The organism is Enterobacter cloacae complex sp. S1, from assembly GCF_014930525.1.
Classification (GTDB): Bacteria; Pseudomonadota; Gammaproteobacteria; order Enterobacterales; family Enterobacteriaceae; genus Enterobacter; species Enterobacter hormaechei_C.
On sequence record NZ_JADBRE010000006.1, the window covers coordinates 130,295 to 153,949 of the forward strand.

A 23,655-nucleotide genomic window follows, 5' to 3' on the forward strand; every position below is an offset into this window, starting at 1 on the left:
CTCCTTAATTAGTCGCGGTCATCTCACCCGGCAGCGCGGCGCTTGCCGTCTGGGCGGCCCCGCCCTGCGGCGCAGACTGAAGCGGATGCGCGTCAAAGTATTTACGCAGACCGTTATAAATCGCTTCGGCAATTTGCTGCTGATAGCTGTCGCTGCCCAACAGGCGCTCTTCGCCGTTGTTACTGATAAAGCCCGTCTCTACCAGAATCGACGGAATATCCGGCGAACGCAGGACACCGAGGCTTGCATGCTCAGGGCGACGCTTATGCAGCGATCCAATGCTTTGCAGCTGGCTCAGTACGTTAGTGGCGACATCATACCCGACGCGCTGAGAATGACCGAACTGTAAATCCAACACCGCCTGGCTGAGATACGGATCGGCCTGGCTGTTTGCCAGCACATCGCCTGCCCCGCCTAACAGTTCAGACTGCTTCTCGTGCTCTTCAAGCCAGTTCGCCATTTCACTGTTGGCGCGACGGTTCGACAGCACCCATACCGACGCGCCGGTGGCGTTACGGTTCGGCGCAGCATCCGCGTGAATCGACACCAGGAAGTTGGCGTTTTGCTTACGCGCCACATCCGAGCGTCCCATCACTGAAATAAAGTAATCTCCGTCGCGGGTCATGACCCCTTTAAACATCGGATCGTCATTCAGAAGCGCACGCAGCTTACGGGCAATGGCGATAGTGACGTTTTTCTCCCGCGTGCCGCCCGGGCCAATCGCGCCAGGATCTTGCCCGCCGTGTCCGGCGTCGATGGCGATAATCACTTTGTCGCCACTGACCGGCGTACGCCGCGCGCTGACCGCCGGACGCGTCACCGTGTTGCTGCTGGTCACGGCGGTAAGTCGGTCATTTTGTGATTTAAACGGATTACGGGCTGGCTCAGACGGCCTTGGGGTATAAACCGGTGCCTCCACGCGTTTTGCTACAACAGGTGCAGGCGGTGGCGGCGGCGGAACATCAGCATTAATGGTAAAGACCACCGTATAATTGGCGCCGTTTTGCTGCTTAACCGCCTTCGTCTTGCCCTTTTCGGTGAGATCGACCACCAGACGCAGAGACTGCGCATCCTTCGGCGTCCCCGAACGGATGCTTTTCACCAGATTGTTGCCGCTGAACTGGAGCGGCAGCCCCTGGATCACCCCGGTCTGTTTAATATCGAGCGCCACGCTGCGGCTGTCGATTTGTGAGAAAGCATATTCAGGATCGCCCATAAAGCTGAACGTAATACGGGCCTGGCTATCGCCATTAGACACCTGAATATCCGAGAGGCTGGCCGCCCCGGCCTGCGCGCACAGCAGGACCGTGGCAGCCAGCACCCAACCTTTAACGCGATTAATCATCCCGTTATCCCTACGCTCAACCGGCTAAACGCGCCAGTAAGGAACAGCCTGATGAGGAAACCGCACTGATGCGCGCCTCACGCCCTTGTGCCTGGTAATCTAAGTGAATTTCGACATCCGGGTCAGGCAGCACACCCGCACCTTGTTGCGGCCACTCCACCAGGCAGATGGCGTCGTTGGCAAAGTAATCGCGGATCCCCATAAATTCCAGCTCCTCAGGATCCGCAAGACGATATAAATCAAAGTGGTACACCATGATATTTTCAAGCGTGTACGGTTCTACCAGCGTGTAGGTCGGGCTTTTTACGTTCCCGTTATGGCCTAACGCCTGCAAAAAGCCACGGCTGAAGGTTGTTTTACCCGCGCCTAAATCACCATACAGATAAATGACGGTCGCCCCCTGACAGGCCTGCGCCACGCGCTTGCCGAGATCTAAAGTGGCTTGTTCATCAGGTAAAGGAATCGCTCGATTAGTCATTTTCTACGTCAATCACATCCGGGTTAACAACACGCCGCAGCGTGCAAAAAAGATCGGTGGCCAGCATACCGCGCGTTCCGTAACAAGCAGCCAGCCTGTCAGCCGCCGCACCGTGGGCCACGCAGCCGGCACAGGCTGCATCATAAAGGGGAAGTTTCTGTCCGAGCAATGCGCCAATGATGCCAGAGAGCACATCGCCCATGCCGCCGCTCGCCATGCCTGCATTACCGGCATCAACGATGCCCATCGCACCATCGCTGGCGATAACGGTCCCCGCCCCTTTCAAAACGGCAACACCTCCGTAACGTTTTACCAGACGTTGGGCTGAAAGTAAGCGATCGCTTTCAATTTCTGCCACGCTACAGTTAAGCAGCCGTGCGGCTTCGCCGGGGTGCGGCGTCAGAATGCGATTGTGACGCTTATCCGGGTTTATTGCCAGAAGGTTAAGCGCGTCGGCATCCCAGAGCATCGGTTTACGAAAATTCTCGGCCTTTTGCAGGGCCTGTTTACCCCACTCCTGCTGACCCAGGCCCGGACCAATGACCACCACGTCCGCCCACTCAAGACCCTCTTCAATCGCCTGCGGGGTAAGCTCGTGGACCATCAGCTCCGGCCGCGCGGTAATAATGGGCGGGATGTTTTCGCTGCGGGTCAGCACGCGTATTAATCCGGCGCCGCTGCGCAACGCGGCCTCTCCGGTCATACGAATCGCACCTGCCGTGCCGCGATCGCCGCCGATAATCAGCAGTCGGCCATGGTCGCCCTTATGGGACGTGGGACGGCGCGGCGGCAGCCACTGTGCAAGCAGGGAGGCATCAAAGCGGGTGATGTGGGTATCCTGTCCGGCCAGCCAGTTTTCCAGCCCCAGGGCGTTGTGGTGTAACGTGCCCACGACATCCCGCGCTTTACCGGTCAGTAAACCCGGCTTCAGGGCGATAAAGGTCACGGTGCGCGCCGCCTCAATCGACACGCCCGGCGTCACGCCGGTTTGCGCCATCAGGCCGGAGGGAATATCCAGCGCTACCACCGGGGCGGGGTGCGCATTAGCGCGCGTAATCAGCGCGGCGACGTCATCGCGAGGCGCGCTCATCAGTCCCGTCCCCAGCAGACCGTCAACAATCACGTCGACATCCTCGGGCCAGACGATATCAGGCGCATGAATAATGCCCCCCGCATTCAGCCAGGCCTCTCTCGCCATGCCCGCTTCTTCCGGTAACGGCTTGTCGCTCTCCAGCGCCAGCAGGGTGACGCGCAGCCCCGCCGCCACCGCAAGACGAGCCACCACATAACCATCGCCACCGTTATTGCCGTGCCCGCACAGGATCAGATAGTGCGAAGCCTCCGGATAAGCCGTACGCGCCACGTTAAACGCCGCCTCGCCCGCGCGCTGCATCAGTTCGTAAAGGGTAATGCCCAGGCTATCTGCGGCCTCTTTCTCGGCCCGACGGAGGTCATCCGCATGCCAGATGGAATGTGGTATACTTGCGGGGTTTTTCTTCACAGTATGGTCCGTCATGTCACAGCCCCTCGATCTCAATGAATTAGCGCAAAAAATAAAACAGTGGGGTGCTGAACTGGGCTTCCAGAAGGTCGGTATTACTGACACCGACCTCTCTGCCAGCGAGCCTAAGCTCCAGGCATGGCTGGATAAACAATACCACGGCGAAATGGAGTGGATGGCGCGTCACGGTATGATGCGTGCCCGCCCCCACGAGCTGTTGCCGGGTACGCTGCGCGTTATTAGCGTACGCATGAACTATCTGCCTGCTAACGCGGCCTTTGCGCGCACGCTAAAAAATCCTTCGCTGGGTTACGTCAGCCGATACGCTCTGGGACGTGACTACCATAAACTTCTGCGCAACCGTCTAAAAAAGCTCGGGGAAACCATTCAGCAGCACTGTGTTTCGCTGAATTTTAGACCCTTTGTCGATTCTGCGCCTATTCTTGAGCGCCCGATCGCCGAAAAAGCCGGGCTCGGCTGGACAGGTAAGCACTCACTTATCTTAAGCCGCGACGCGGGCTCATTCTTTTTCCTGGGTGAACTGCTGATTGATTTACCCCTGCCGGTAGACGGTCCGGTGGAAGAAGGCTGTGGTCGCTGTGTGGCCTGTATGACCATCTGCCCAACGGGCGCTATTGTCGAACCGTATACCGTTGATGCGCGCCGCTGTATCTCTTATCTCACTATCGAGCTGGAAGGCGCCATTCCAGAGGAATTTCGTCCGCTTATCGGCAACCGCATCTACGGCTGTGATGACTGTCAGCTGATTTGTCCGTGGAACCGTTATTCACAGTTGACGGACGAAGAAGACTTCAGTCCGCGCAAGGCGTTACATGCCCCGCAGTTGATCGAACTGTTCGCCTGGAGCGAAGCCTGGTTCCTGAAGGTGACGGAGGGTTCCGCCATACGTCGTATCGGCCACCTGCGCTGGCTGCGTAATGTGGCCGTTGCGCTGGGGAATGCCCCGTGGGATGAAGCAAATCTTCAAGCGCTCGAAAGCCGTAGAGGTGAGCACCCACTTCTTGATGAGCACATAGAATGGGCGATTGCGCAGCAAATTGAGAAGCGAAATGCGGGTGTGGTTGAAGTGCAGTTACCGAAGAAACAGCGCCTGGTCAGGGTGATTGAAAAAGGGCTGCCGCGGGATGTGTGATATATTCACAGGCTGTGAATAAAAATAAGAATTCAGGCGCCATCAGCTCTGGCAAACAGGTCAAGTGATCTCAATAACATTTTGAAATCAAATTTTCTTCATAAATTACAGGGAATTACGAAGATATTATTCACCCTGCTAACATTTCGTACAGACTGGTTTTAACACGGTTTCTGTGGATAACTCTGTTCACAAGAGTATTTCAGACATAATAGAAAACGTCCCCAACGAAGCACTTCGCTGTGGATAATCTGGAGATGAAGAAGAATTTGGAGCGGGAAACGAGACTCGAACTCGCGACCCCGACCTTGGCAAGGTCGTGCTCTACCAACTGAGCTATTCCCGCAAATCTGTACTGCTTTTGTTGCTGTCGTAACGTGTAATTCTCTGTCGTTACGGGAGGCGCATTATACGAGAAATCCGTTTAGCTGCAACCCCCCTCAAAGCGATTTTTTTGAAATTCAGTTCAAGTGCTTATTTAATCGGCAAGCTGAACAATTTAGCGACAAAAACCCGGCCACGCAAGGCGCCGGATCGCAAAATCAGAGCTTAATAAAGTTTTCGCGATAGTACGCCAGCTCCGCAACAGACTCACGGATGTCGTCCATCGCCTGGTGCGTCCCCTGCTTTGTGAAGCCGTCGAGAATTTCCGGTTTCCATCGGCGGGCCAGCTCTTTCAGGGTGCTCACATCCAGATAGCGGTAGTGGAAGTAGGACTCCAGCTCCGGCATGTACTTAAACAGGAAACGACGATCCTGACCAATGCTGTTGCCACAGATAGGCGATTTCCCTGCCGGCACCCACTGCTTCAGAAATTCAAGCGTCGCCAGCTCCGCTTCGCGGTCGCCCAGGGTGCTGGCCTTCACGCGTTCCACCAGCCCGCTGCCGGTATGGGTACGCACGTTCCACTCATCCATCAGCGCAAGCTGGTCATCGGACTGGTGAACGGCAATCGTTGGGCCTTCCGCCAGAATATTGAGATTGGCATCGGTGACCAGTGTGGCGATCTCAATAATGCGATCGCGCTCGGGATCCAGGCCGGTCATCTCCAGATCGATCCAAATCAGGTTGTTTTCGTCCGCGCTCATGTTATTTTCCACCCTTCTCGCATAACCGGCAGTAGCAGGTTAACTAGTATTAATTAGAGTGTATCATAGAGGTTTTGCCCGCTACGGGCGACCAGGAGCCAGCGCGATTGAGTAAAAATAAACTCTCCAAAGGGCAGCAGCGCCGCGTGAATGCAAATCACCAGCGCCGTCTTAAAACCACTACGGAGAAGCCCGATTACGACGACAACCTGTTTGGCGAAGCGACAGAAGGCGTTGTGATTAGCCGCTTCGGCATGCACGCCGATGTCGAATCCGCCGACGGGGATATCCACCGTTGCAATATCCGTCGCACCATCCGTTCCCTGGTGACCGGTGACCGCGTGGTCTGGCGTCCAGGCAAAGAGGCGGCGGAAGGGGTAACGGTTAAAGGTATCGTTGAAGCCGTGCACGAACGCACGTCGGTTCTGACCCGTCCAGATTTCTACGACGGCGTGAAGCCCATTGCCGCCAACATCAACCAGATAGTGATCGTTTCAGCGATTTTGCCTGAGCTTTCGCTCAATATTATTGACCGTTATCTGGTGGCCTGCGAAACGCTACAGGTTGAGCCGCTCATCGTGCTGAATAAAATCGATCTGCTGGATGACGAGGCCATGGCCTTTGTAAATGAGCAGATGGATATTTACCGCAACATTGGCTATCGCGTGTTGATGGTTTCCAGCCGCACCAAAGATGGCCTGAAGCCGTTAGAAGATGCGCTGACCGACCGCATCAGCATCTTTGCGGGGCAGTCCGGCGTAGGTAAATCGAGCCTGCTTAACAACCTGCTCGGCCTTCAGCAGGAGATCCTGACCAACGATGTGTCTGACGTCTCGGGCCTGGGCCAGCACACCACCACTGCCTCACGTCTCTATCACTTCCCGCACGGTGGCGATGTGATTGACTCCCCGGGCGTGCGTGAGTTTGGTCTCTGGCACCTCGAGCCGGAACAAATCTTTAACGGATTTGTCGAATTCCATGACTATTTAGGCGCTTGCAAATACCGCGACTGTAAACATGACAACGATCCGGGCTGCGCTATCCGCGAAGCGGTAGAGAACGGAGAAATTGCGGAAACCCGTTTCGAAAATTACCACCGTATTCTCGAAAGCATGGACCAGGTAAAAACGCGTAAAAACTTTTCTGATTCTGATAACTGACAACTAAGCTAAGCGTCGCTAAAATCGTCCCCTTTTTTCAGGTTCCGGCAGCGTAATGCCGGATCAGGAACGACAAAACAATGGCCTGGAGGCTACCTTGTTAAACTCATTTAAACTTTCGCTTCAATACATTCTGCCGAAACTGTGGCTCACTCGCCTGGCGGGCTGGGGCGCGAGCAAACGAGCGGGCTGGCTGACCAAACTGGTCATCGACCTGTTCGTGAAATACTACAAGGTCGACATGAAAGAAGCGCAGAAGCCGGATACGGCAAGCTACCGCACCTTCAACGAATTTTTTGTGCGTCCGCTGCGCGACGAAGTGCGCCCGCTGAATACCGACCCGAACGTGCTGGTGATGCCAGCGGACGGCGTGATCAGCCAGCTGGGTAAAATTGAAGACGACAAGATTTTGCAGGCGAAAGGCCATAACTACAGCCTGGAAGCGCTGCTGGCCGGTAACTACATAATGGCCGATCTGTTCCGTAACGGGACTTTCGCGACCACCTATCTCTCCCCACGCGACTACCACCGCGTGCATATGCCGTGTAATGGTATTCTGCGCGAGATGATCTACGTGCCGGGGGATCTGTTCTCTGTAAACCACCTGACGGCGCAAAACGTTCCTAACCTGTTTGCCCGTAACGAGCGCGTCATCTGCCTGTTTGATACTGAATTTGGCCCAATGGCGCAGATTCTGGTGGGTGCTACCATTGTAGGCAGCATCGAAACCGTCTGGGCGGGCACCATTACGCCGCCGCGCGAAGGCGTGATCAAGCGCTGGACCTGGCCTGCCGGCGAAGAAGAAGGTTCTGTGGCCCTGCTGAAAGGTCAGGAAATGGGCCGCTTCAAGCTGGGCTCAACGGTCATCAACCTGTTCGCACCGGGCAAAGTTAACCTGGTCGACGAGCTGGAAAGCCTGTCCGTGACCAAACTCGGCCAGCCTCTGGCAGTATCGACGGAGGTCTTTGTGACGCCAGAGGTTGCGCCTGCCCCGTTGCCGGAAGAAGAGATCAAAGCCGAGCACGACGCCAGCCCGCTGGTTGACGACAAAAAAGACGAAGGCTAACAACAGAAGGATTGCTGACGTGCGCCCGATTATCGTATTACTGATGGCCTGGTGCCTCAGCATGGGGGCGTACGCAGCGACGGCCCCCGACGCCAAACAGATAACCCAGGAGCTGGAGCAGGCAAAAGCGGCGAAACCCGCTCAGCCGGAGACCGTTGAGTCACTCCAGTCTGCACTGAACGCGCTTGAGGAACGAAAGGGTTCCCTTGAGCGCGCGCAGCAGTATCAGCAGGTTATCGACAACTTCCCCAAACTCTCTCAGACCCTGCGCTCGCAGCTAAACAACCTGCGCGATGAACCACGCCAGGTCCCCGCGGGGATGACGTCCGAGGCGCTGAATCAGGAGATCCTGCAAGTCAGCAGCCAGCTGCTGGAAAAAAGCCGTCTGGCGCAGCAGGAGCAGGAACGGGCGCGTGAAATTGCCGATTCCCTCAGTCAGCTTCCACAGCAGCAAACCGATGCCCGCCGTCAGTTAAATGAGGTGGAACGTCGCATCGGGACGCAGACAGGCAGCACACCGCAGAATCAGGCGCAAAATCTTGGGTTGCAGGCGGAATCCGCCAGACTAAAAGCGCTGGTTGATGAACTGGAGCTGGCGCAGCTTTCCGCTAACAACCGCCAGGAGCTGTCGCGGATGCGTTCCGAGCTGGCGCAGAAGCAGAGCCAGCAGCTGGATGCGTATCTCCAGGCGCTGAGAAATCAACTCAACAGCCAGCGTCAGCGTGAAGCTGAACGTGCGCTGGAAAGCACCGAGTTACTGGCCGAAAACAGCGCTAACCTGCCCGACAGCATCGTCGCCCAGTTTAAGGTTAACCGCGAGCTTTCTGCCGCGCTGAATCAGCAGGCGCAGCGCATGGATTTGGTGGCCTCGCAGCAGCGTCAGGCCACCAATCAAACCCTCCAGGTTCGTCAGGCGCTCAACACGCTGCGTGAACAGTCCCAGTGGCTTGGCTCGTCTAACCTGTTGGGCGAAGCGTTACGCGCGCAGGTGGCTCGTCTGCCAGAGATGCCAAAACCGCAGCAGCTTGATACGGAGATGGCGCAGTTGCGCGTTCAGCGTCTTCATTATGAAGATCTCCTCAACAAGCAGCCGCAAATCCGCCAGATCCGTCAGGCTGACGGACAGCCGCTCACCGGCGAGCAAAGTCGTATTCTGGAAGCGCAGCTGCGCACCCAACGCGAACTGCTCAATTCCCTGTTGCAGGGAGGCGATACGCTGATCCTTGAGCTGACCAAGCTGAAAGTCTCGAATAGCCAGCTGGAGGATGCGCTGAAAGAGGTCAACGAAGCCACGCACCGCTACCTTTTCTGGACGTCCGACGTGCGGCCGATGACCTTCGCCTGGCCGATTGAGATTGTGCAGGATCTGCGCCGCCTCATTTCATTGGACACCTTCAGCCAGCTGGGCCTCGCCAGCGTAATGATGATAACCAGCAAGGAGACCATCTTCCCGCTGCTGGGGGCGCTGATTCTGGTGGGCTTCAGTATTTATTCCCGTCGTCACTTCACCCGTTTCCTTGAACGCTCCAGCGCCCGAGTGGGAAAAGTAACCCAGGATCACTTCTGGCTGACGTTGCGTACGGTGTTCTGGTCAATTCTGGTCGCGTCTCCGCTGCCGGTGCTGTGGATGACGCTCGGATACGGCCTGCGTGAAGCCTGGCCCTACCCGCTTGCCGTCGCGATTGGCGATGGCGTGACCGCCACCGTTCCGCTGCTGTGGGTGGTGATGATTTGCGCCACGTTTGCGCGGCCAAATGGTCTGTTCATCGCTCACTTTGGCTGGCCGCGTAATCGCGTTGCGCGGGCGATGCGTTACTACCTGATGAGTATCGGGCTGATTGTGCCGCTGATTATGGCGTTGATCATGTTCGATAATCTCAATGACCGGGAGTTCTCCGGCTCGCTGGGACGGCTGTGCTTTATGCTGATCTGCGGGGCGTTAGCGGTAGTGACGCTCAGCCTGAAACGCGCCGGGATCCCGCTCTATCTCGACAAGACCGGCAGTGGCGATAACATGTTTAACCGTCTGCTGTGGAACCTGCTGCTCAGCGCGCCGCTGGCGGCGATGCTGGCGGCAGCGGTCGGTTATCTCGCCACGGCGCAGGCGCTGCTCGCCCGACTGGAAACGTCGGTGGCTATCTGGTTCCTGCTGCTGGTGGTCTACCATGTTATTCGCCGCGGCATGCTGATCCAGCGTCGTCGTCTGGCGTTTGACCGTGCCAAACACCGTCGCGCAGAAATTCTGGCCCAGCGCGCGCGGGGTGAAGAAGAGCCGAACCACGTCAACAGCACCGAAGGGACCACAGACGCCGATGACGTTGAACTGGATCTGGATGCGATCAGTACCCAGTCCCTGCGGCTGGTACGCTCAATTCTGATGCTGGTTGCCCTGCTGTCGGTGATCTTCCTGTGGTCGGAAATCCACTCCGCGTTTGGCTTCCTGGAGAACATCTCTTTATGGGATGTGACGTCCACGGTGCAGGGGGTCGAAAGCCTGGAGCCCATCACCTTAGGGGCCGTGCTGATTGCGATTCTGGTGCTGATCATCACCACGCAGCTGATCCGTAACTTCCCTGCCCTGCTGGAGCTGGCGCTGTTGCAGCATCTGGATTTAACCCCCGGCACGGGCTATGCGATCACCACCATCACCAAGTATTTAATCATGCTGTTTGGTGGGCTGGTTGGCTTCTCGATGATTGGTATCGAATGGTCAAAACTGCAATGGCTGGTTGCCGCCCTGACCGTAGGCCTGGGCTTTGGTTTACAGGAGATTTTTGCCAACTTCGTTTCTGGTCTGATCATTCTGTTTGAAAAGCCGATTCGAATTGGCGATACGGTGACCATCCGCGATCTCACCGGCAGCGTCACCAGGATCAACACCCGCGCCACCACCATCAGCGACTGGGACCGTAAAGAGATCATCGTCCCGAACAAGGCGTTTATTACCGAGCAGTTTATCAACTGGTCGCTGTCCGACTCCGTCACGCGTGTGGTGCTGACCGTACCCGCTCCGTCGGATGCCAACAGCGAAGAGGTGACGCAGATCCTCTATACGGCTGCTGAACGCTGTTCGCTGGTAATCGACAACCCGCCGCCGGAAGTGTTCCTGGTTGATTTGCAGCAGGGGATCCAGATTTTCGAGCTGCGTATCTACGCCGCCGAGATGGGACACCGTATGCCGCTGCGCCATGAGATCCACCAGCTGATCCTGGCTGGCTTCCGCGAGCACGGAATTGATATGCCGTTCCCGCCGTTCCAGATGCGTCTGGAAACGCTGGACGGACGTAAGACGGGAAGAACGTTGACGTCAGCGGCGCGTACGCGCCCGGCGGGAAGTTTGTAATCCTTTCCCCCTCCCCGTCGGGAGGGGGTCAATCCTTTACGCCACTTCTGCTACACAGGCCGTCGAGCGACGACGGTAATGCTCATAAATCCCCATTGCCAGCAGCGAGAAGAAGATCGGTCCGCCAACCATCCACAGCGTGCTGTTCCAGTCATTTGCCTCAACCACGGGCTGAATGACGGTAAAGATGTTGGCGAACGCGACGACCAGCACCACAACAGTGGTCGCCAGCAGCGTCGCCGCGCGGGTTTTGAAGATCACAAACGGCCGCTCCAGATCCCGCTTCGCCTTAAAGAACGGGAACGCCAGGGTCAGGAACAGATACGGAAGCGTCATCGATACGTTCGCCATCAGGGTCAGCTTGTTATAGAACGCCGACGCGGTATCACCGCCGAAGGACACCAGCAGAATGAACACGCACACCAGCAGGCACTGCATCCACATCGCGTTGGCAGGCATACCGGCAGCGTTCAGCTGCGTCATACGTGCGGGCCACAGCGCCTTTGGCGTCCCCTGAATAATCGCTTTCAGCGGCGAGTAGATCAGCGTGAAGAATGCGCCAGTATAGGCGAGGAACATCGACAAACCGGTAATCCGCGCAAACCAGATCCCCAGGGTGGCCGACGTTTCCGGCGCGAGATCCATGGCGTTGCCCAGCGTCACCCCCAGGCTTTTCATCAGCACGTAGGTAATGTTGCCGAGGTTGGTGGTGTTATTGCTCAACACCTGCTGCCAGTTGGTGCTGACACCCCAGAGGAAAATCGCCAGTGAGTAGCCAATGGAAATGACGATGGCGGCAAAGATAATACCTTTGGCGAAGTTCTTTTCCGGATTTTCGGTTTTGTCGACCAGCCCGCCCACGGCTTCAATTCCACCGTAAGCAAAGATGGCAAACACCACGAAGGAGAGCATGGCCAGCCCGGACTGGTAACCCGGATTAGGCGATGAAACGAAGTTGACTTCCTGTGCGAAATGCCCGCCGTTCAGGCACAGAATAGCGATGCTGACCAGCAGCAGCACCAGGTTCAGGCACATCACGGAAATGCCGCCAACGGCAGTGATACGGGCAATTTTGTTGATGCCTTTCGAGGCCACCAGGGTGACCACCACCATCCAGCACACTGCCAGAATACCGACCACCTGCGTGGAGCTCAGCCCCGCCAGAGACCAGACTTGCGTTTTATCCGCACCGAAGAGAAACGTTGAGAACGGCACCCAAACCTTGGCCGCCGTGCTGACCATCCAGACGACGTAGGATGAAAACCACATGAACGTACCGATAAACGCGTAACGGGGGCCGACGCTGTTGTTCATCCACGAATAGATGCCGCCTTCTTCTTTCCGGTACGCCGAGCCCATCTCCGCCATCATCAGCGCAAACGGGATAAAGAAGAACAGAGCGGAAACGATATAAAACGGCGTCGCGCTGTAGCCCATCAGATAAAACGCGGACGGGCTATTGGCAAAGCCAAAGACTGACGTAAAAATCATCAGAATGAGCCCGGTAAGGGTCATTTTTTTGAGTGAGTGAGACATATAACCATCCGAAACGGAATTAAACTGCGCGGATGGTAGCAGATGACCAGACAAACAATGTGGCTATCCGAGTCAAATTAAGAAAAAGACCCGTATAGAGAGAAATGAGCAGTTTTTAATGTGGCAGAGTTAAATGACCGAGTAGGCCGGGTAAGCGCAGCGCCACCCGGCATTTTTTCAGGCGCGATCGACCGTAAAGGCAATCACATCGCCCAGGTGCTCGGCACCCAGCGCCAGCATGACCAGGCGATCCACACCCAGCGCCACGCCGGAGCAGTCCGGCAGACCGGCTTTAAGCGCTTCCAGCAGATGAGTATCAATCGGCTGCTGCGGCAGACCGCGCGCGTTGCGCTTGCGGTTATCCTGCTCGAAACGCTGCTGCTGTTCGCGCGCGTCGGTCAGCTCGTGGAAACCGTTCGCCAGCTCGATGCCTTTGAAATACACCTCAAAACGCTCCGCCACGCGGTGATCTTCGGTGCTGATCTGCGCCAGTGAGGCCTGGCTGGCCGGGAAGTGATAGACAAACGTCGGACGATCTTTGCCAATCTGCGGTTCAACACCAAAGGTGAACAGCAGTTGCAGCAGCGTGTCGCGATCCTCTTCGTTATCCGCCACGTTGCTCAGATCCAGTTTTGCCGCCACTTCACGCAGCTGTGTTTTATCAGCCGACAGTGGATCGATTTCCAGATGGCGCTGGAAGGCCTGCTGATAGGAGAGCGTTTCAGCTTCCGCGCAATCCAGCACCTGTTGCAGCAGATCGTCAACTTCGTTCATCAGACGATACATGTCGTAGTGCGGGCGGTACCACTCCAGCATGGTGAATTCCGGATTATGGTGTCGGCCCATCTCTTCATTACGGAAGCTACGGCACAGCTGATAGACCGGACCACACCCGGCCGCCAGCAGACGCTTCATATGGTATTCCGGGCTGGTCATCAGATACAGATTCATGCCCTGAGAGTGGCCTGGGCCAACAAAACGGGTTTCAAACGGGACCAGATGAATATCCGTGACCGTCGCCTGACTCATGCACGGCGTTTCCACCTCCAGGACGCCGCGATCGGCAAAGAAACGGCGGATCTCCGCCATAATTGCTGCGCGCTTTAGCAGGTTTGGAATGGATGCGCTCGGCTGCCAGGTGGCCGTTTCGCTCATGAGTTATTTCTCCGTTTTCAGACAAGGGCACGAAGTCTACTCGTAAGCCGGGGCAGAGACAAATTTTGCACAGTAAAAGTCCTTTTTCATTGCACAGAGAAATACTGTGACGCCATTCATTAATCACGATGATAAATCACCGCACAGAACAGCAAAAAAATCGAACACGTCAAATTTCCCTCACTTCTACGCGGTTATACTGTTTTACCCATAAAGGAGCAGTGGAATCGCTTCCGCAATCGCCCGTTCGGGTAGGTGAACGTCCTTTAGTTCATCCCGTTGCGGGAAAACAAAAATCTGGAGGAATGTCGTGCAAACTTTTCAAGCCGATCTTGCCGTAATAGGCGCTGGCGGGGCTGGATTACGCGCTGCAATTGCTGCGGCACAAGCCAATCCGAACGCTAAAATCGCATTGATTTCAAAAGTCTATCCGATGCGCAGCCACACGGTAGCCGCAGAAGGAGGATCCGCCGCCGTCGCGCAGGATCATGACAGCTTCGAATACCATTTCCACGACACGGTTGCAGGGGGCGACTGGCTTTGCGAACAGGATGTCGTTGATTACTTCGTGCACCATTGCCCAACGGAAATGACCCAGCTGGAACAGTGGGGATGCCCGTGGAGCCGCCGTCCGGACGGGAGCGTCAACGTCCGCCGCTTCGGTGGCATGAAGATCGAACGCACCTGGTTTGCCGCCGATAAGACCGGCTTCCACATGCTGCACACCCTGTTCCAGACCTCCCTCCAGTTCCCACAAATCCAGCGCTTTGACGAACATTTCGTTCTCGACATTCTGGTCGACGACGGTCATGCGCGCGGACTGGTGGCGATGAACATGATGGAAGGCACGCTTGTCCAGATCCGCGCTAAGGCGGTGGTGATGGCAACGGGCGGTGCGGGTCGCGTATACCGCTACAACACCAACGGCGGCATCGTCACCGGTGACGGTATGGGCATGGCGCTCAGCCACGGCGTCCCGCTGCGTGATATGGAGTTCGTCCAGTATCACCCAACCGGCCTGCCGGGCTCCGGCATACTGATGACGGAAGGCTGCCGCGGTGAAGGCGGTATTCTGGTCAACAAAAACGGCTATCGCTATTTGCAGGATTACGGCATGGGTCCGGAAACCCCGCTTGGCGAGCCGAAAAACAAATACATGGAACTCGGCCCACGCGACAAAGTTTCTCAGGCTTTCTGGCACGAGTGGCGCAAAGGCAACACCATCTCAACGCCGCGGGGCGACGTGGTGCATCTCGACCTGCGTCATCTCGGCGAGAAGAAACTGCTGGAGCGTCTGCCGTTTATCTGCGAGCTGGCGAAAGCCTATGTGGGCGTCGATCCGGTGAAAGAGCCGATCCCGGTGCGTCCAACCGCGCACTACACCATGGGCGGTATCGAAACCGACCAGCAGTGCGAAACCCGCATCAAAGGGCTGTTTGCGGTGGGCGAGTGTTCCTCCGTCGGTCTGCACGGCGCAAACCGACTGGGCTCGAACTCGCTGGCTGAGCTGGTGGTCTTTGGTCGCATGGCGGGCGAACGTGCGATGGAGCGTGCCGCAACGACAGGTGAAGCTAACAGCGCGGCGCTGGATGCGCAGGTTGCAGACGTCGAAAAACGCCTGAAAGACCTGGTGAACCAGGAAGGTAACGAAAACTGGTCGAAGATCCGCGACGAAATGGGGCTGTCGATGGAAGAAGGCTGCGGGATCTACCGTACGCCAGAGCTGATGCAGAAAACCGTCGACAAGCTGGCCGAGTTGCAGGAGCGCTTCAAACGCGTGCGCATCACCGACACCTCCAGCGTCTTCAATACCGATCTGCTTTATACCATTGAACTGGGCCACGGCCTGAACGTCGCAGAATGTATGGCCCATTCCGCCCTGGCGCGTAAAGAGTCCCGCGGCGCGCACCAGCGCCTGGATGAGGGCTGCACCGAACGTGACGACGTCAATTTCCTTAAACACACTCTCGCCTGGCGCGATGCGGATGGCACTACGCGACTGGACTACAGCGACGTGAAAATCACCACGCTGCCACCGGCGAAACGCGTGTACGGTGCAGAAGCAGAAGCCGCCGATAAGAAGGAGAAGGCGAATGGCTGAGATGCAAAAACTGAAAATTGAAGTGGTGCGCTACAATCCGGAAGTGGACGCCGCGCCGCACAGCGCTTTCTATGAAGTCCCTTACGACGAGCAAACCTCCCTGCTGGATGCGCTCGGCTATATCAAAGATAACCTGGCCCCAGACCTGAGCTACCGCTGGTCCTGCCGCATGGCAATTTGCGGCTCCTGCGGCATGATGGTCAACAAGGTGCCAAAGCTGGCGTGTAAAACCTTCCTGCGTGATTACACCAAAGGTATCAAGGTTGAAGCGCTGGGCAACTTCCCGATTGAGCGCGATCTGGTGGTCGACATGACCCACTTTATCGAAAGCCTCGAAGCGATTAAGCCGTACATCATCGGCAACCCGCGCACGCCGGATCAGGGGCCAAACACCCAGACGCCCGCGCAGATGGCGAAATACCATCAGTTCTCCGGCTGCATCAACTGCGGCCTGTGCTACGCCGCCTGTCCGCAGTTTGGCCTGAACCCTGAGTTTATCGGCCCGGCCGCCATTACCCTGGCGCACCGCTATAACGAAGACAGCCGCGACCACGGCAAAAAAGAACGTATGGCCCAGCTGAACAGCCAGAACGGGGTCTGGACCTGCACGTTTGTCGGTTACTGCTCCGAAGTCTGTCCGAAGCATGTCGACCCGGCCGCCGCCATTCAGCAGGGAAAGGTGGAAAGCTCGAAAGACTTTCTTATCGCTACCCTGAAACCACGCTAAGGAGTGCATGATGACGACTAAACGCAAAGCCTACGTGCGACCAATGCCGTCCACCTGGTGGAAAAAACTGCCGTTTTATCGCTTCTATATGCTGCGTGAAGGCACGGCTGTTCCCGCGGTCTGGTTCAGCCTCGAACTGCTGTACGGGGTTTATGCCCTCAAGCACGGCCCGGAAGCCTGGGCCAGTTTTGTGGGCTTCCTGCAAAACCCAATCATCGTTGTGCTGAACCTGATTGTGCTCGCCGCCGCGCTGCTTCATACCAAAACCTGGTTTGAACTGGCGCCAAAAGCAGCGAACATCATTGTAAAAGGCGAAAAAATGGGGCCAGAGCCGGTCATTAAAGGGCTCTGGGCAGTGACGGCAGTTGTCTCTGTGGTCATTCTGTTTGTCGCACTGTTCTGGTAAGGAGACTACTGTGATCAATCCAAATCCAAAACGTTCAGACGAGCCGGTCTTCTGGGGGCTGTTTGGCGCAGGCGGCATGTGGAGCGCCATTATTGCCCCGGTCATTATCCTGCTGGTCGGGATCATGCTGCCGCTGGGGCTGTTCCCGGGCGATGCGCTGAGCTATGAGCGCGTACTGGCCTTTGCGAGCAGCTTTATTGGCCGCGTGTTCATCTTCCTGATGATCGTCCTGCCGCTGTGGTGTGGTCTGCACCGTATCCACCATGCGATGCACGATCTGAAAATCCATGTGCCAAGCGGTAAATGGGTCTTCTACGGTCTGGCGACCATTCTGACGGTCGTCACGTTGATTGCCGTGGTCACCATCTGACTGAACAGGCCCGCCATCCGGCGGGCTTTTTACTTTTTCATCTTCTCCACCAGCCACCGGGAAAATTCGCGCATGGCTGGCGTTTCTGCCCGGGACTGCAATCGGGTCAGCCAGTAGCTGCCGAGCTCAATCTGCGTCGCAAAGGGCTGCACAATGCGCTCGCTGGCTAACAGATGGGTAAACATATCGACAGGCGCAATAGCAATACCCACCCCTGCCTGAGCGGCCTCCAGCATGGTCACGGACGAATCAAATACCATCACGCGGTGCGTTGGCGAAGGGGGATGCTCGCCGGCCGCCTGCATCCACGCGGTCCACTCGTCGCGTCGGTAGGAGCGCAGCAGCGTAAACCTGAGGATGTCGGCCGGACTGTGCAGACTGGCGGCAATATCAGGCGTACACAGCGGCGCGAGCGGCGCATGATAAAGAAATTCAGCCTCGGTACCGTGCCACGCCCCGCCACCGTAGCGGATCGTATAGTCAAGCCCTTCGGCAGCCGGATCAACGCGGTTGTTATGGGTGGAAAGCTGAAGATCGATGTGTGGATAGCCACGGCGAAAATCCTCCAGCTGCGAGAATAAGACCCCGGTGGCAAACGTACCCACCACGCCGATTTTCAGCTTCTCCTGCGCACGATGGTTAGCGAAGCGATCCAGCATTCCGGCTATACGATCGAACGAATCATTCAGCACCGGCAGTAAATTTTCGCCCTCGGTAGTCAACATCAGCCCGCGCGACACGCGAACGAACAGCTGACAGTTCAGGTGCTGCTCCAGCGTTTTCACATGCTGGCTAATAGCCGAATGCGTCACGTTCAGTTCAATGGCCGCATGCGTAAAGCTGAGATGTCTTGCGGCGGCCTCAAAAGCCCGAAGCGAATTGAGGGGGAGATAGCTTCGCGTCATGGTCGCTTCCGTTAGAAAAATTAACAGCTAATGCTAAATTTAACCGTTTGTCAGGCACAGTCAAATCCAACAGACTACGCCTGTCTGACGGGCCCGGATATCCCCTTGACTCGCTATTACGGAAGATTACTGATGATGAAAAAATCCCTTTGCTGCGCCCTGCTGCTCGGCATCTCTTGCTCTGCTCTCGCCACGCCAGTGTCAGAAAAACAGCTGGCGGAGGTGGTCGCGAATACGGTTACCCCGCTGATGAAAGCCCAGTCTGTTCCAGGCATGGCGGTGGCCGTTATTTATCAGGGAAAACCGCACTATTACACGTTTGGCAAGGCCGATATCGCGGCGAATAAACCCGTTACGCCTCAGACCCTGTTCGAGCTGGGTTCTATAAGTAAAACCTTCACCGGCGTTTTAGGTGGAGATGCCATTGCTCGCGGTGAAATTTCGCTGGACGATCCGGTGACCAGATACTGGCCACAGCTGACGGGCAAGCAGTGGCAGGGTATTCGTATGCTGGATCTCGCCACCTACACCGCTGGCGGCCTGCCGCTACAGGTACCGGATGAGGTCACGGATAACGCCTCCCTGCTGCGCTTTTATCAAAACTGGCAGCCGCAGTGGAAGCCTGGCACAACGCGTCTTTACGCCAACGCCAGCATCGGTCTTTTTGGTGCGCTGGCGGTCAAACCTTCTGGCATGCCCTATGAGCAGGCCATGACGACGCGGGTCCTTAAGCCGCTCAAGCTGGACCATACCTGGATTAACGTGCCGAAAGCGGAAGAGGCGCATTACGCCTGGGGCTATCGTGACGGTAAAGCGGTGCGCGTTTCGCCGGGTATGCTGGATGCACAAGCCTATGGCGTGAAAACCAACGTGCAGGATATGGCGAACTGGGTCATGGCAAACATGGCGCCGGAGAACGTTGCTGATGCCTCACTTAAGCAGGGCATCGCGCTGGCGCAGTCGCGCTACTGGCGTATCGGGTCAATGTATCAGGGTCTGGGCTGGGAGATGCTCAACTGGCCCGTGGAGGCCAACACGGTGGTCGAGGGCAGCGACAGTAAGGTAGCGCTGGCGCCGTTGCCCGTGGCAGAAGTGAATCCACCGGCTCCCCCGGTCAAAGCGTCCTGGGTCCATAAAACGGGCTCTACTGGCGGGTTTGGCAGCTACGTGGCCTTTATTCCTGAAAAGCAGATCGGTATTGTGATGCTCGCGAATACAAGCTATCCGAACCCGGCACGCGTTGAGGCGGCATACCATATCCTCGAGGCGCTACAGTAAAACATTGCCGGGTGGCGCTGCGCTTACCCGGCCTACACAACGCATGAACTTTGTAGGCCGGGTAAGGCGAAGCCGTCACCCGGCAAAACACCCTGCACAATCTCCCGCATTTTCCTTGCTGTCATCTACACTTAACAAAAAACAGTAAGGAAACTCCTATGCGCATTCTGCCTGTTATTGCCGCAGTAACAGCCGCGTTTTTAGTGGTTGCTTGCAGTTCCCCTACTCCTCCGCCTGGCGTCACGGTAGTCAGTAATTTCGACGCACAGCGCTTCCTCGGCACCTGGTATGAAATCGCCCGAATGGACCATCAGTTCGAACGGGGCTTAGAAAAAGTCACGGTCAGCTACAGCGCGATGGATGACGGCGGGATCCGGGTCATTAACCGCGGCTATAACCCGGATCGCCAGATGTGGCAGCAGTCAGTTGGTCAGGCCTATTTCACCGGCGCGTCTAACCGCGCGGCCATGAAAGTCTCTTTCATCGGCCCATTCTATGGCGGGTATAACGTCATTGCGCTGGACAGAGAGTACCGCCATGCGCTGGTGTGTGGGCCGGATCGCAACTATCTATGGCTCCTCTCCCGCACGCCAACGATCTCGACGGAAATGAAACAGCAGATGCTGGACATAGCGACCCGGCAAGGGTTTGACGTGACGAAATTAATCTGGGTAAAACAGCTGCATTAGTGCGTACTGAGTTTTAACCCGATGATACCCGCGACGATTAACGCGAGGCTGGCGATGCGCGCCAGACTCGCAGACTCCCCCAGCAGCAGAATGCCGGTAATGGCAGCCCCTACCGCGCCAATTCCAGTCCAGACAGCGTAAGCCGTTCCGACTGGCAAGGTTCGCATCGCCCATGACAGCATGACGATACTGACAATCATTGCGGCGATAGTGATGACGCTGGGCGTCAGGCGGGTAAAACCGTGGGTATATTTCAGGCCAATTGCCCATACCACTTCGAGCAAACCGGCAATAACAAGAACGATCCAGGACATATCAGGCTCCTTAACTTAACGACAAGTTGGGGCCGTCCCCGATGAATGAAGCGCTTACGGGTCGTCCCGCAAGGCTGAGGTTGCGCCTTATATTTTGGTTAGCATGGAATTTTTTTTCAAACTTTTTCTGCTGAACACGTTAAGGCAAGAAATAGCCTCAGTAAGGCACGGAGTTCAGGCATTTATGACTCATCCGACTTCTCTATGATGATAGGCTTTCTGATGGCAGGAAGCCAAACCACTAGCCGACTGCGAAAATTATATGTTCAAAATTCTTTTGATTGACCGTTGTCACTTCACCCGCACGGGATTTGAAGCCTGGCTCAATCATTCAGACCTGTTTTCGGGTCATTTCGTCGTAACCGGGGTAAATAATCTTTTCCTCGCCAGAGAGCATATCCTGCAATGGAAACCTGCGCTGGTCATCGCTGATTTATCGGGCTTCCGGCAGGATTTACACCATTTTCAGCAGCTATCTTCCCTGCTTATTGCCAGCGAAACATTGCCTTTTATTATGCTGCAATCGGGGCAGGAGCAGGAGATGACAGATTATCTTGCGCAGTTCCCGATATGGTCTTCACTTTCCAAAAATACCGATCTGGAAAAACTGGCGGCGGTGATAAACGACGCGCTAACGACATGCGCAAGCGCGGAGCTTCCGGAAATGGCGGCACCGTTACTGACGCGTCAGGAAGAGAGAGTACTGACCCTGTGGATGGATGGTGCGAGCAACCAGAAAATTGCCAGCAATCTGCGCATTAACGGAAAAACGGTGTATACGTACAAACGCAATATCCGCATGAAGCTTCATATGGATACGCGTTACTCCCCGTTTTTATCGCTACAGGAAGTGGAGAATTGACGGTACGGTGAAGTTAGCTGCCGTACCGTCGCTTTCATTAGTTCTGAGCTTTAGTTGCTGCGCCAGAAATCGCGTTACCACCGTCGGAGATATCTTCCCCTACGCCACGGGTGGTGTTACATGCAGTCAGTACCGAAGAAAGCACCAGAACAGAAAAGATCGCTGCAATTGTTTTCTTAACCATAATATCTTCCTTTTATAGCCAAAGTTATTTTGTGTATAGCAACTTAAGAATAGACAAGATCTTGTCGTTTGACGGAAAAGGAAGAATTTTTAGGAAAATTAGACGGAATTAGCTGGCCGCATGGGAAATGATATGGCCGAGATCCTGAATATCTTCGCCCACGCCACGCGCGGTGTTGCAACCGGAGAGAATTGCGCTGGAGAACGCTAACAGAAGCAGAATTTTAACGGTACGTTTCATCTTCCCTGCCTGCAAAATCAGGCGCAGCGGGCGCTGCGCCTTTAATCATGACGTAAATTACTTCACGCGGGATACGTATTCGCCGGAGCGGGTATCCACTTTGATCACTTCACCGATCTGTACGAACAGTGGCACTTTAACCACCGCGCCGGTAGACAGGGTGGCAGGCTTGCCGCCAGTACCTGCGGTATCACCTTTCAGACCTGGATCGGTTTCAACGATTTCCAGCTCAACGAAGTTCGGAGGCGTAACCGCGATAGGCTGACCGTTCCACAGGGTAACGATGCACTCAGCCTGATCCAGCAGCCACTTGGCGTTGTCGCCAATCGCTTTCGCGTCCGCAGACAGCTGCTCGAAGGTTTCGTTGTTCATGAAGTGCCAGAACTCACCGTCGTTGTACAGGTAAGTCAGGTTCATATCGACAACATCAGCGCCTTCAGCGGAGTCAGTAGATTTGAAGGTTTTCTCAACACGGGTACCGGTCAGCAGGCGGCGCAGCTTAACGCGTGCGAATGCCTGGCCTTTACCTGGTTTAACGAATTCGCTGGCTTCAACCGCGTACGGTTCGCCGTCCATCATGATTTTAAGACCAGCACGAAAATCGTTGCTATAGTACGTTGCCATAAGGCCCTCTAAATTTGTTAACTGGTAGCTAAGCCACAAAATGGCGCATATTGTAACCCTAAACACCCCGTCCAGAGAAGATTGGTTATCGCAACTTGCCGATGTAATCACCAGTCCTGATGAATTGCTGCGTCTTTTAGACCTCGAACAGCACGAAGCGTTGCGTGCAGGTCGTGAGGCGAAGCGCCTTTTCGCCCTGCGCGTTCCCCGCGCGTTTGTTGCCCGAATGGAAAAGGGTAACCCTGATGATCCATTATTAAAACAGACGCTTACCTCTCAGGATGAGTTTATTACCGCCCCCGGATACAGCACCGATCCGCTGGAAGAGCAAAACAGTGTCGTACCGGGTTTGCTGCATAAATACCGTAATCGCGCCCTGCTGCTGGTTAAGGGTGGTTGCGCGGTAAATTGCCGCTATTGCTTCCGTCGCCACTTCCCGTACGCCGAAAATCAGGGCAATAAACGCAACTGGCAGGTGGCACTGGACTACATCGCGGCGCACCCGGAGCTGGATGAAATCATCTTTTCCGGCGGCGACCCGCTGATGGCAAAAGATCATGAGCTGGACTGGCTGCTGACTCAGCTTGAGACCATCCCGCACATTAAGCGTCTGCGCATTCACAGCCGTTTACCGATCGTCATCCCGGCGCGTATCACCGACGCCCTGGTCACGCGCCTGGATCAGTCCCGTTTGCAGGTGCTGCTGGTGAACCATATCAACCACGCGAATGAAATTGACGCGGACTTTCGTGCGGCGATGGCGCGTATGCGAAAGGCAGGCGTGACGCTGCTCAACCAGAGCGTATTACTGCGCGGCGTGAACGACAGCGCCCGCGTGCTGGCCGATCTCAGCAATGCCTTATTTGATGCGGGCGTAATGCCCTATTACCTGCATGTTCTGGATCGCGTCCAGGGCGCGGCGCACTTCATGGTGACAGATGAAGAGGCCCGGAAGATTATGCGCGAGCTGTTAACGCTGGTTTCGGGTTATATGGTGCCGAAGCTGGCACGTGAGATTGGCGGAGAGCCGAGTAAGACGCCGCTGGATTTGCAGCTGCGGCAGCAGTAAAAAGGCAGGTGGCGCTACGCTTACCTGCCCTGGAGATAAAGCGGCAGCGCCATCAAAAAGT

The 23,655-nt window shown here is 56.0% G+C and carries 23 protein-coding genes and 1 tRNA gene; 12 read left to right on the forward strand and 12 right to left on the reverse strand.

From position 1 onward, the window contains the following. Positions 1-4 precede the first annotated feature (4 nt). The 3 genes from amiB to nnr are packed head-to-tail and all read right to left on the reverse strand — an operon-like array spanning position 5 to position 3,339. A complete protein-coding gene (amiB, locus tag IM290_RS07170) occupies positions 5-1,345 on the reverse strand; it encodes an N-acetylmuramoyl-L-alanine amidase AmiB (protein WP_023295800.1) in 1,341 nt (446 codons plus the stop codon). A 16-nt stretch (positions 1,346-1,361) separates the two neighbouring features. Beyond that, the gene (gene tsaE, locus IM290_RS07175; RefSeq protein ID WP_003855970.1) at positions 1,362-1,823 is read right to left on the reverse strand and encodes a tRNA (adenosine(37)-N6)-threonylcarbamoyltransferase complex ATPase subunit type 1 TsaE; all 462 of its coding nucleotides are present in this window, start codon (positions 1,821-1,823) and stop codon (positions 1,362-1,364) included. Continuing rightward, positions 1,816-3,339, reverse strand: coding sequence for a bifunctional ADP-dependent NAD(P)H-hydrate dehydratase/NAD(P)H-hydrate epimerase (gene nnr, locus IM290_RS07180; protein ID WP_059295262.1), 1,524 nt, complete (start codon positions 3,337-3,339; stop codon positions 1,816-1,818). Before nnr ends, tsaE begins: the two co-directional genes overlap by 8 nt. Between nnr and queG the strand changes: the two genes are divergently transcribed. Further along, positions 3,338-4,477, forward strand: coding sequence for a tRNA epoxyqueuosine(34) reductase QueG (gene queG / locus IM290_RS07185; protein ID WP_015572463.1), 1,140 nt, complete (start codon positions 3,338-3,340; stop codon positions 4,475-4,477). The two genes, nnr and queG, sit on opposite strands and share 2 nt — an antisense overlap. 270 nt (positions 4,478-4,747) lie before the next feature. Here the strand turns inward: queG and IM290_RS07190 are convergent. Both IM290_RS07190 and orn read right to left on the reverse strand, forming a co-directional pair. Beyond that, positions 4,748-4,823 (reverse strand) — tRNA-Gly (locus IM290_RS07190). 196 nt (positions 4,824-5,019) lie between these two features. After that, entirely contained in the window at positions 5,020-5,565 is a 546-nt protein-coding gene (gene orn / locus IM290_RS07195; RefSeq protein WP_003855965.1) for an oligoribonuclease, read from the reverse strand. A gap of 107 nt (positions 5,566-5,672) precedes the next feature. Between orn and rsgA the strand changes: the two genes are divergently transcribed. From rsgA to mscM, 3 genes are all read left to right on the forward strand, one after another. Next, positions 5,673-6,725 carry a small ribosomal subunit biogenesis GTPase RsgA gene (rsgA, locus tag IM290_RS07200; protein ID WP_003855964.1) on the forward strand — a complete coding sequence of 351 codons (1,053 nt, stop codon included), beginning with the start codon at positions 5,673-5,675 and terminating at the stop codon, positions 6,723-6,725. A gap of 97 nt (positions 6,726-6,822) precedes the next feature. Then, on the forward strand, positions 6,823-7,791 hold the full coding sequence (gene asd / locus IM290_RS07205) for an archaetidylserine decarboxylase (RefSeq protein WP_026080660.1): 969 nt from the start codon (positions 6,823-6,825) through the stop codon (positions 7,789-7,791). A gap of 19 nt (positions 7,792-7,810) precedes the next feature. Beyond that, positions 7,811-11,134, forward strand: a complete 3,324-nt coding sequence (mscM, locus tag IM290_RS07210) for a miniconductance mechanosensitive channel MscM (RefSeq protein WP_017694680.1) — start codon at positions 7,811-7,813, stop codon at positions 11,132-11,134. A gap of 36 nt (positions 11,135-11,170) precedes the next feature. Here the strand turns inward: mscM and yjeM are convergent, their stop codons facing one another. Both yjeM and epmA read right to left on the reverse strand, forming a co-directional pair. Further along, positions 11,171-12,670: a glutamate/gamma-aminobutyrate family transporter YjeM gene (yjeM, locus tag IM290_RS07215; protein ID WP_032646974.1), complete on the reverse strand. Its 1,500-nt coding sequence runs from the start codon at positions 12,668-12,670 to the stop codon at positions 11,171-11,173. 177 nt (positions 12,671-12,847) lie between these two features. Next, the gene (gene epmA, locus IM290_RS07220) at positions 12,848-13,825 is read right to left on the reverse strand and encodes an elongation factor P--(R)-beta-lysine ligase (protein WP_015572459.1); all 978 of its coding nucleotides are present in this window, start codon (positions 13,823-13,825) and stop codon (positions 12,848-12,850) included. Positions 13,826-14,135: 310 nt separating this feature from the next. Here epmA and frdA point away from each other — a divergent pair, with 310 nt between their 5' ends. The 4 genes from frdA to frdD are packed head-to-tail and all read left to right on the forward strand — an operon-like array spanning position 14,136 to position 17,429. Beyond that, positions 14,136-15,926, forward strand: coding sequence for a fumarate reductase (quinol) flavoprotein subunit (gene frdA / locus IM290_RS07225; protein WP_193042249.1), 1,791 nt, complete (start codon positions 14,136-14,138; stop codon positions 15,924-15,926). Next, positions 15,919-16,653 (forward strand): fumarate reductase iron-sulfur protein, encoded by a 735-nt coding sequence (gene frdB, locus IM290_RS07230; RefSeq protein ID WP_006810403.1) that lies wholly within the window; start codon positions 15,919-15,921, stop codon positions 16,651-16,653. The genes frdA and frdB overlap by 8 nt, the downstream gene beginning before the upstream one ends. A 10-nt stretch (positions 16,654-16,663) precedes the next feature. Then, on the forward strand, positions 16,664-17,059 hold the full coding sequence (frdC, locus tag IM290_RS07235; protein ID WP_017383964.1) for a fumarate reductase subunit FrdC: 396 nt from the start codon (positions 16,664-16,666) through the stop codon (positions 17,057-17,059). Between the two features lie 10 nt (positions 17,060-17,069). Further along, the gene (gene frdD / locus IM290_RS07240) at positions 17,070-17,429 is read left to right on the forward strand and encodes a fumarate reductase subunit FrdD (RefSeq protein WP_000609653.1); all 360 of its coding nucleotides are present in this window, start codon (positions 17,070-17,072) and stop codon (positions 17,427-17,429) included. A gap of 29 nt (positions 17,430-17,458) precedes the next feature. Here the strand turns inward: frdD and ampR are convergent, their stop codons facing one another. Then, positions 17,459-18,334 (reverse strand): LysR family transcriptional regulator AmpR, encoded by an 876-nt coding sequence (gene ampR, locus IM290_RS07245; RefSeq protein ID WP_193042248.1) that lies wholly within the window; start codon positions 18,332-18,334, stop codon positions 17,459-17,461. Between the two features lie 132 nt (positions 18,335-18,466). Here ampR and IM290_RS07250 point away from each other — a divergent pair, with 132 nt between their 5' ends. Together IM290_RS07250 and IM290_RS07255 are read left to right on the forward strand one after the other, a co-directional pair. Then, positions 18,467-19,612 (forward strand): cephalosporin-hydrolyzing class C beta-lactamase ACT-17, encoded by a 1,146-nt coding sequence (locus tag IM290_RS07250; RefSeq protein WP_017694683.1) that lies wholly within the window; start codon positions 18,467-18,469, stop codon positions 19,610-19,612. 158 nt (positions 19,613-19,770) lie between these two features. After that, the gene (locus IM290_RS07255) at positions 19,771-20,301 is read left to right on the forward strand and encodes a lipocalin family protein (RefSeq protein ID WP_023295791.1); all 531 of its coding nucleotides are present in this window, start codon (positions 19,771-19,773) and stop codon (positions 20,299-20,301) included. Here IM290_RS07255 and sugE read toward each other — a convergent pair. Further along, entirely contained in the window at positions 20,298-20,615 is a 318-nt protein-coding gene (gene sugE, locus IM290_RS07260; protein WP_015572453.1) for a quaternary ammonium compound efflux SMR transporter SugE, read from the reverse strand. The two genes, IM290_RS07255 and sugE, sit on opposite strands and share 4 nt — an antisense overlap. A gap of 262 nt (positions 20,616-20,877) precedes the next feature. Between sugE and IM290_RS07265 the strand changes: the two genes are divergently transcribed. Next, positions 20,878-21,477, forward strand: a complete 600-nt coding sequence (locus tag IM290_RS07265) for a LuxR C-terminal-related transcriptional regulator (protein WP_015572452.1) — start codon at positions 20,878-20,880, stop codon at positions 21,475-21,477. Between the two features lie 37 nt (positions 21,478-21,514). On the opposite strand, the gene ecnB is transcribed toward IM290_RS07265, so the two are convergent. The 3 genes from ecnB to efp form a co-directional block, all read right to left on the reverse strand. Beyond that, a complete protein-coding gene (ecnB, locus tag IM290_RS07270) occupies positions 21,515-21,661 on the reverse strand; it encodes a lipoprotein toxin entericidin B (RefSeq protein WP_003855942.1) in 147 nt (48 codons plus the stop codon). A gap of 108 nt (positions 21,662-21,769) precedes the next feature. Then, a complete protein-coding gene (locus tag IM290_RS07275) occupies positions 21,770-21,901 on the reverse strand; it encodes an entericidin A/B family lipoprotein (protein WP_015572451.1) in 132 nt (43 codons plus the stop codon). A 57-nt stretch (positions 21,902-21,958) separates the two neighbouring features. Beyond that, on the reverse strand, positions 21,959-22,525 hold the full coding sequence (efp, locus tag IM290_RS07280) for an elongation factor P (RefSeq protein WP_003855940.1): 567 nt from the start codon (positions 22,523-22,525) through the stop codon (positions 21,959-21,961). Positions 22,526-22,565: 40 nt separating this feature from the next. On the opposite strand from efp, the gene epmB reads away from it, so the two are divergent. Further along, on the forward strand, positions 22,566-23,594 hold the full coding sequence (gene epmB / locus IM290_RS07285; protein ID WP_032652269.1) for an EF-P beta-lysylation protein EpmB: 1,029 nt from the start codon (positions 22,566-22,568) through the stop codon (positions 23,592-23,594). Positions 23,595-23,655 lie beyond the last annotated feature (61 nt).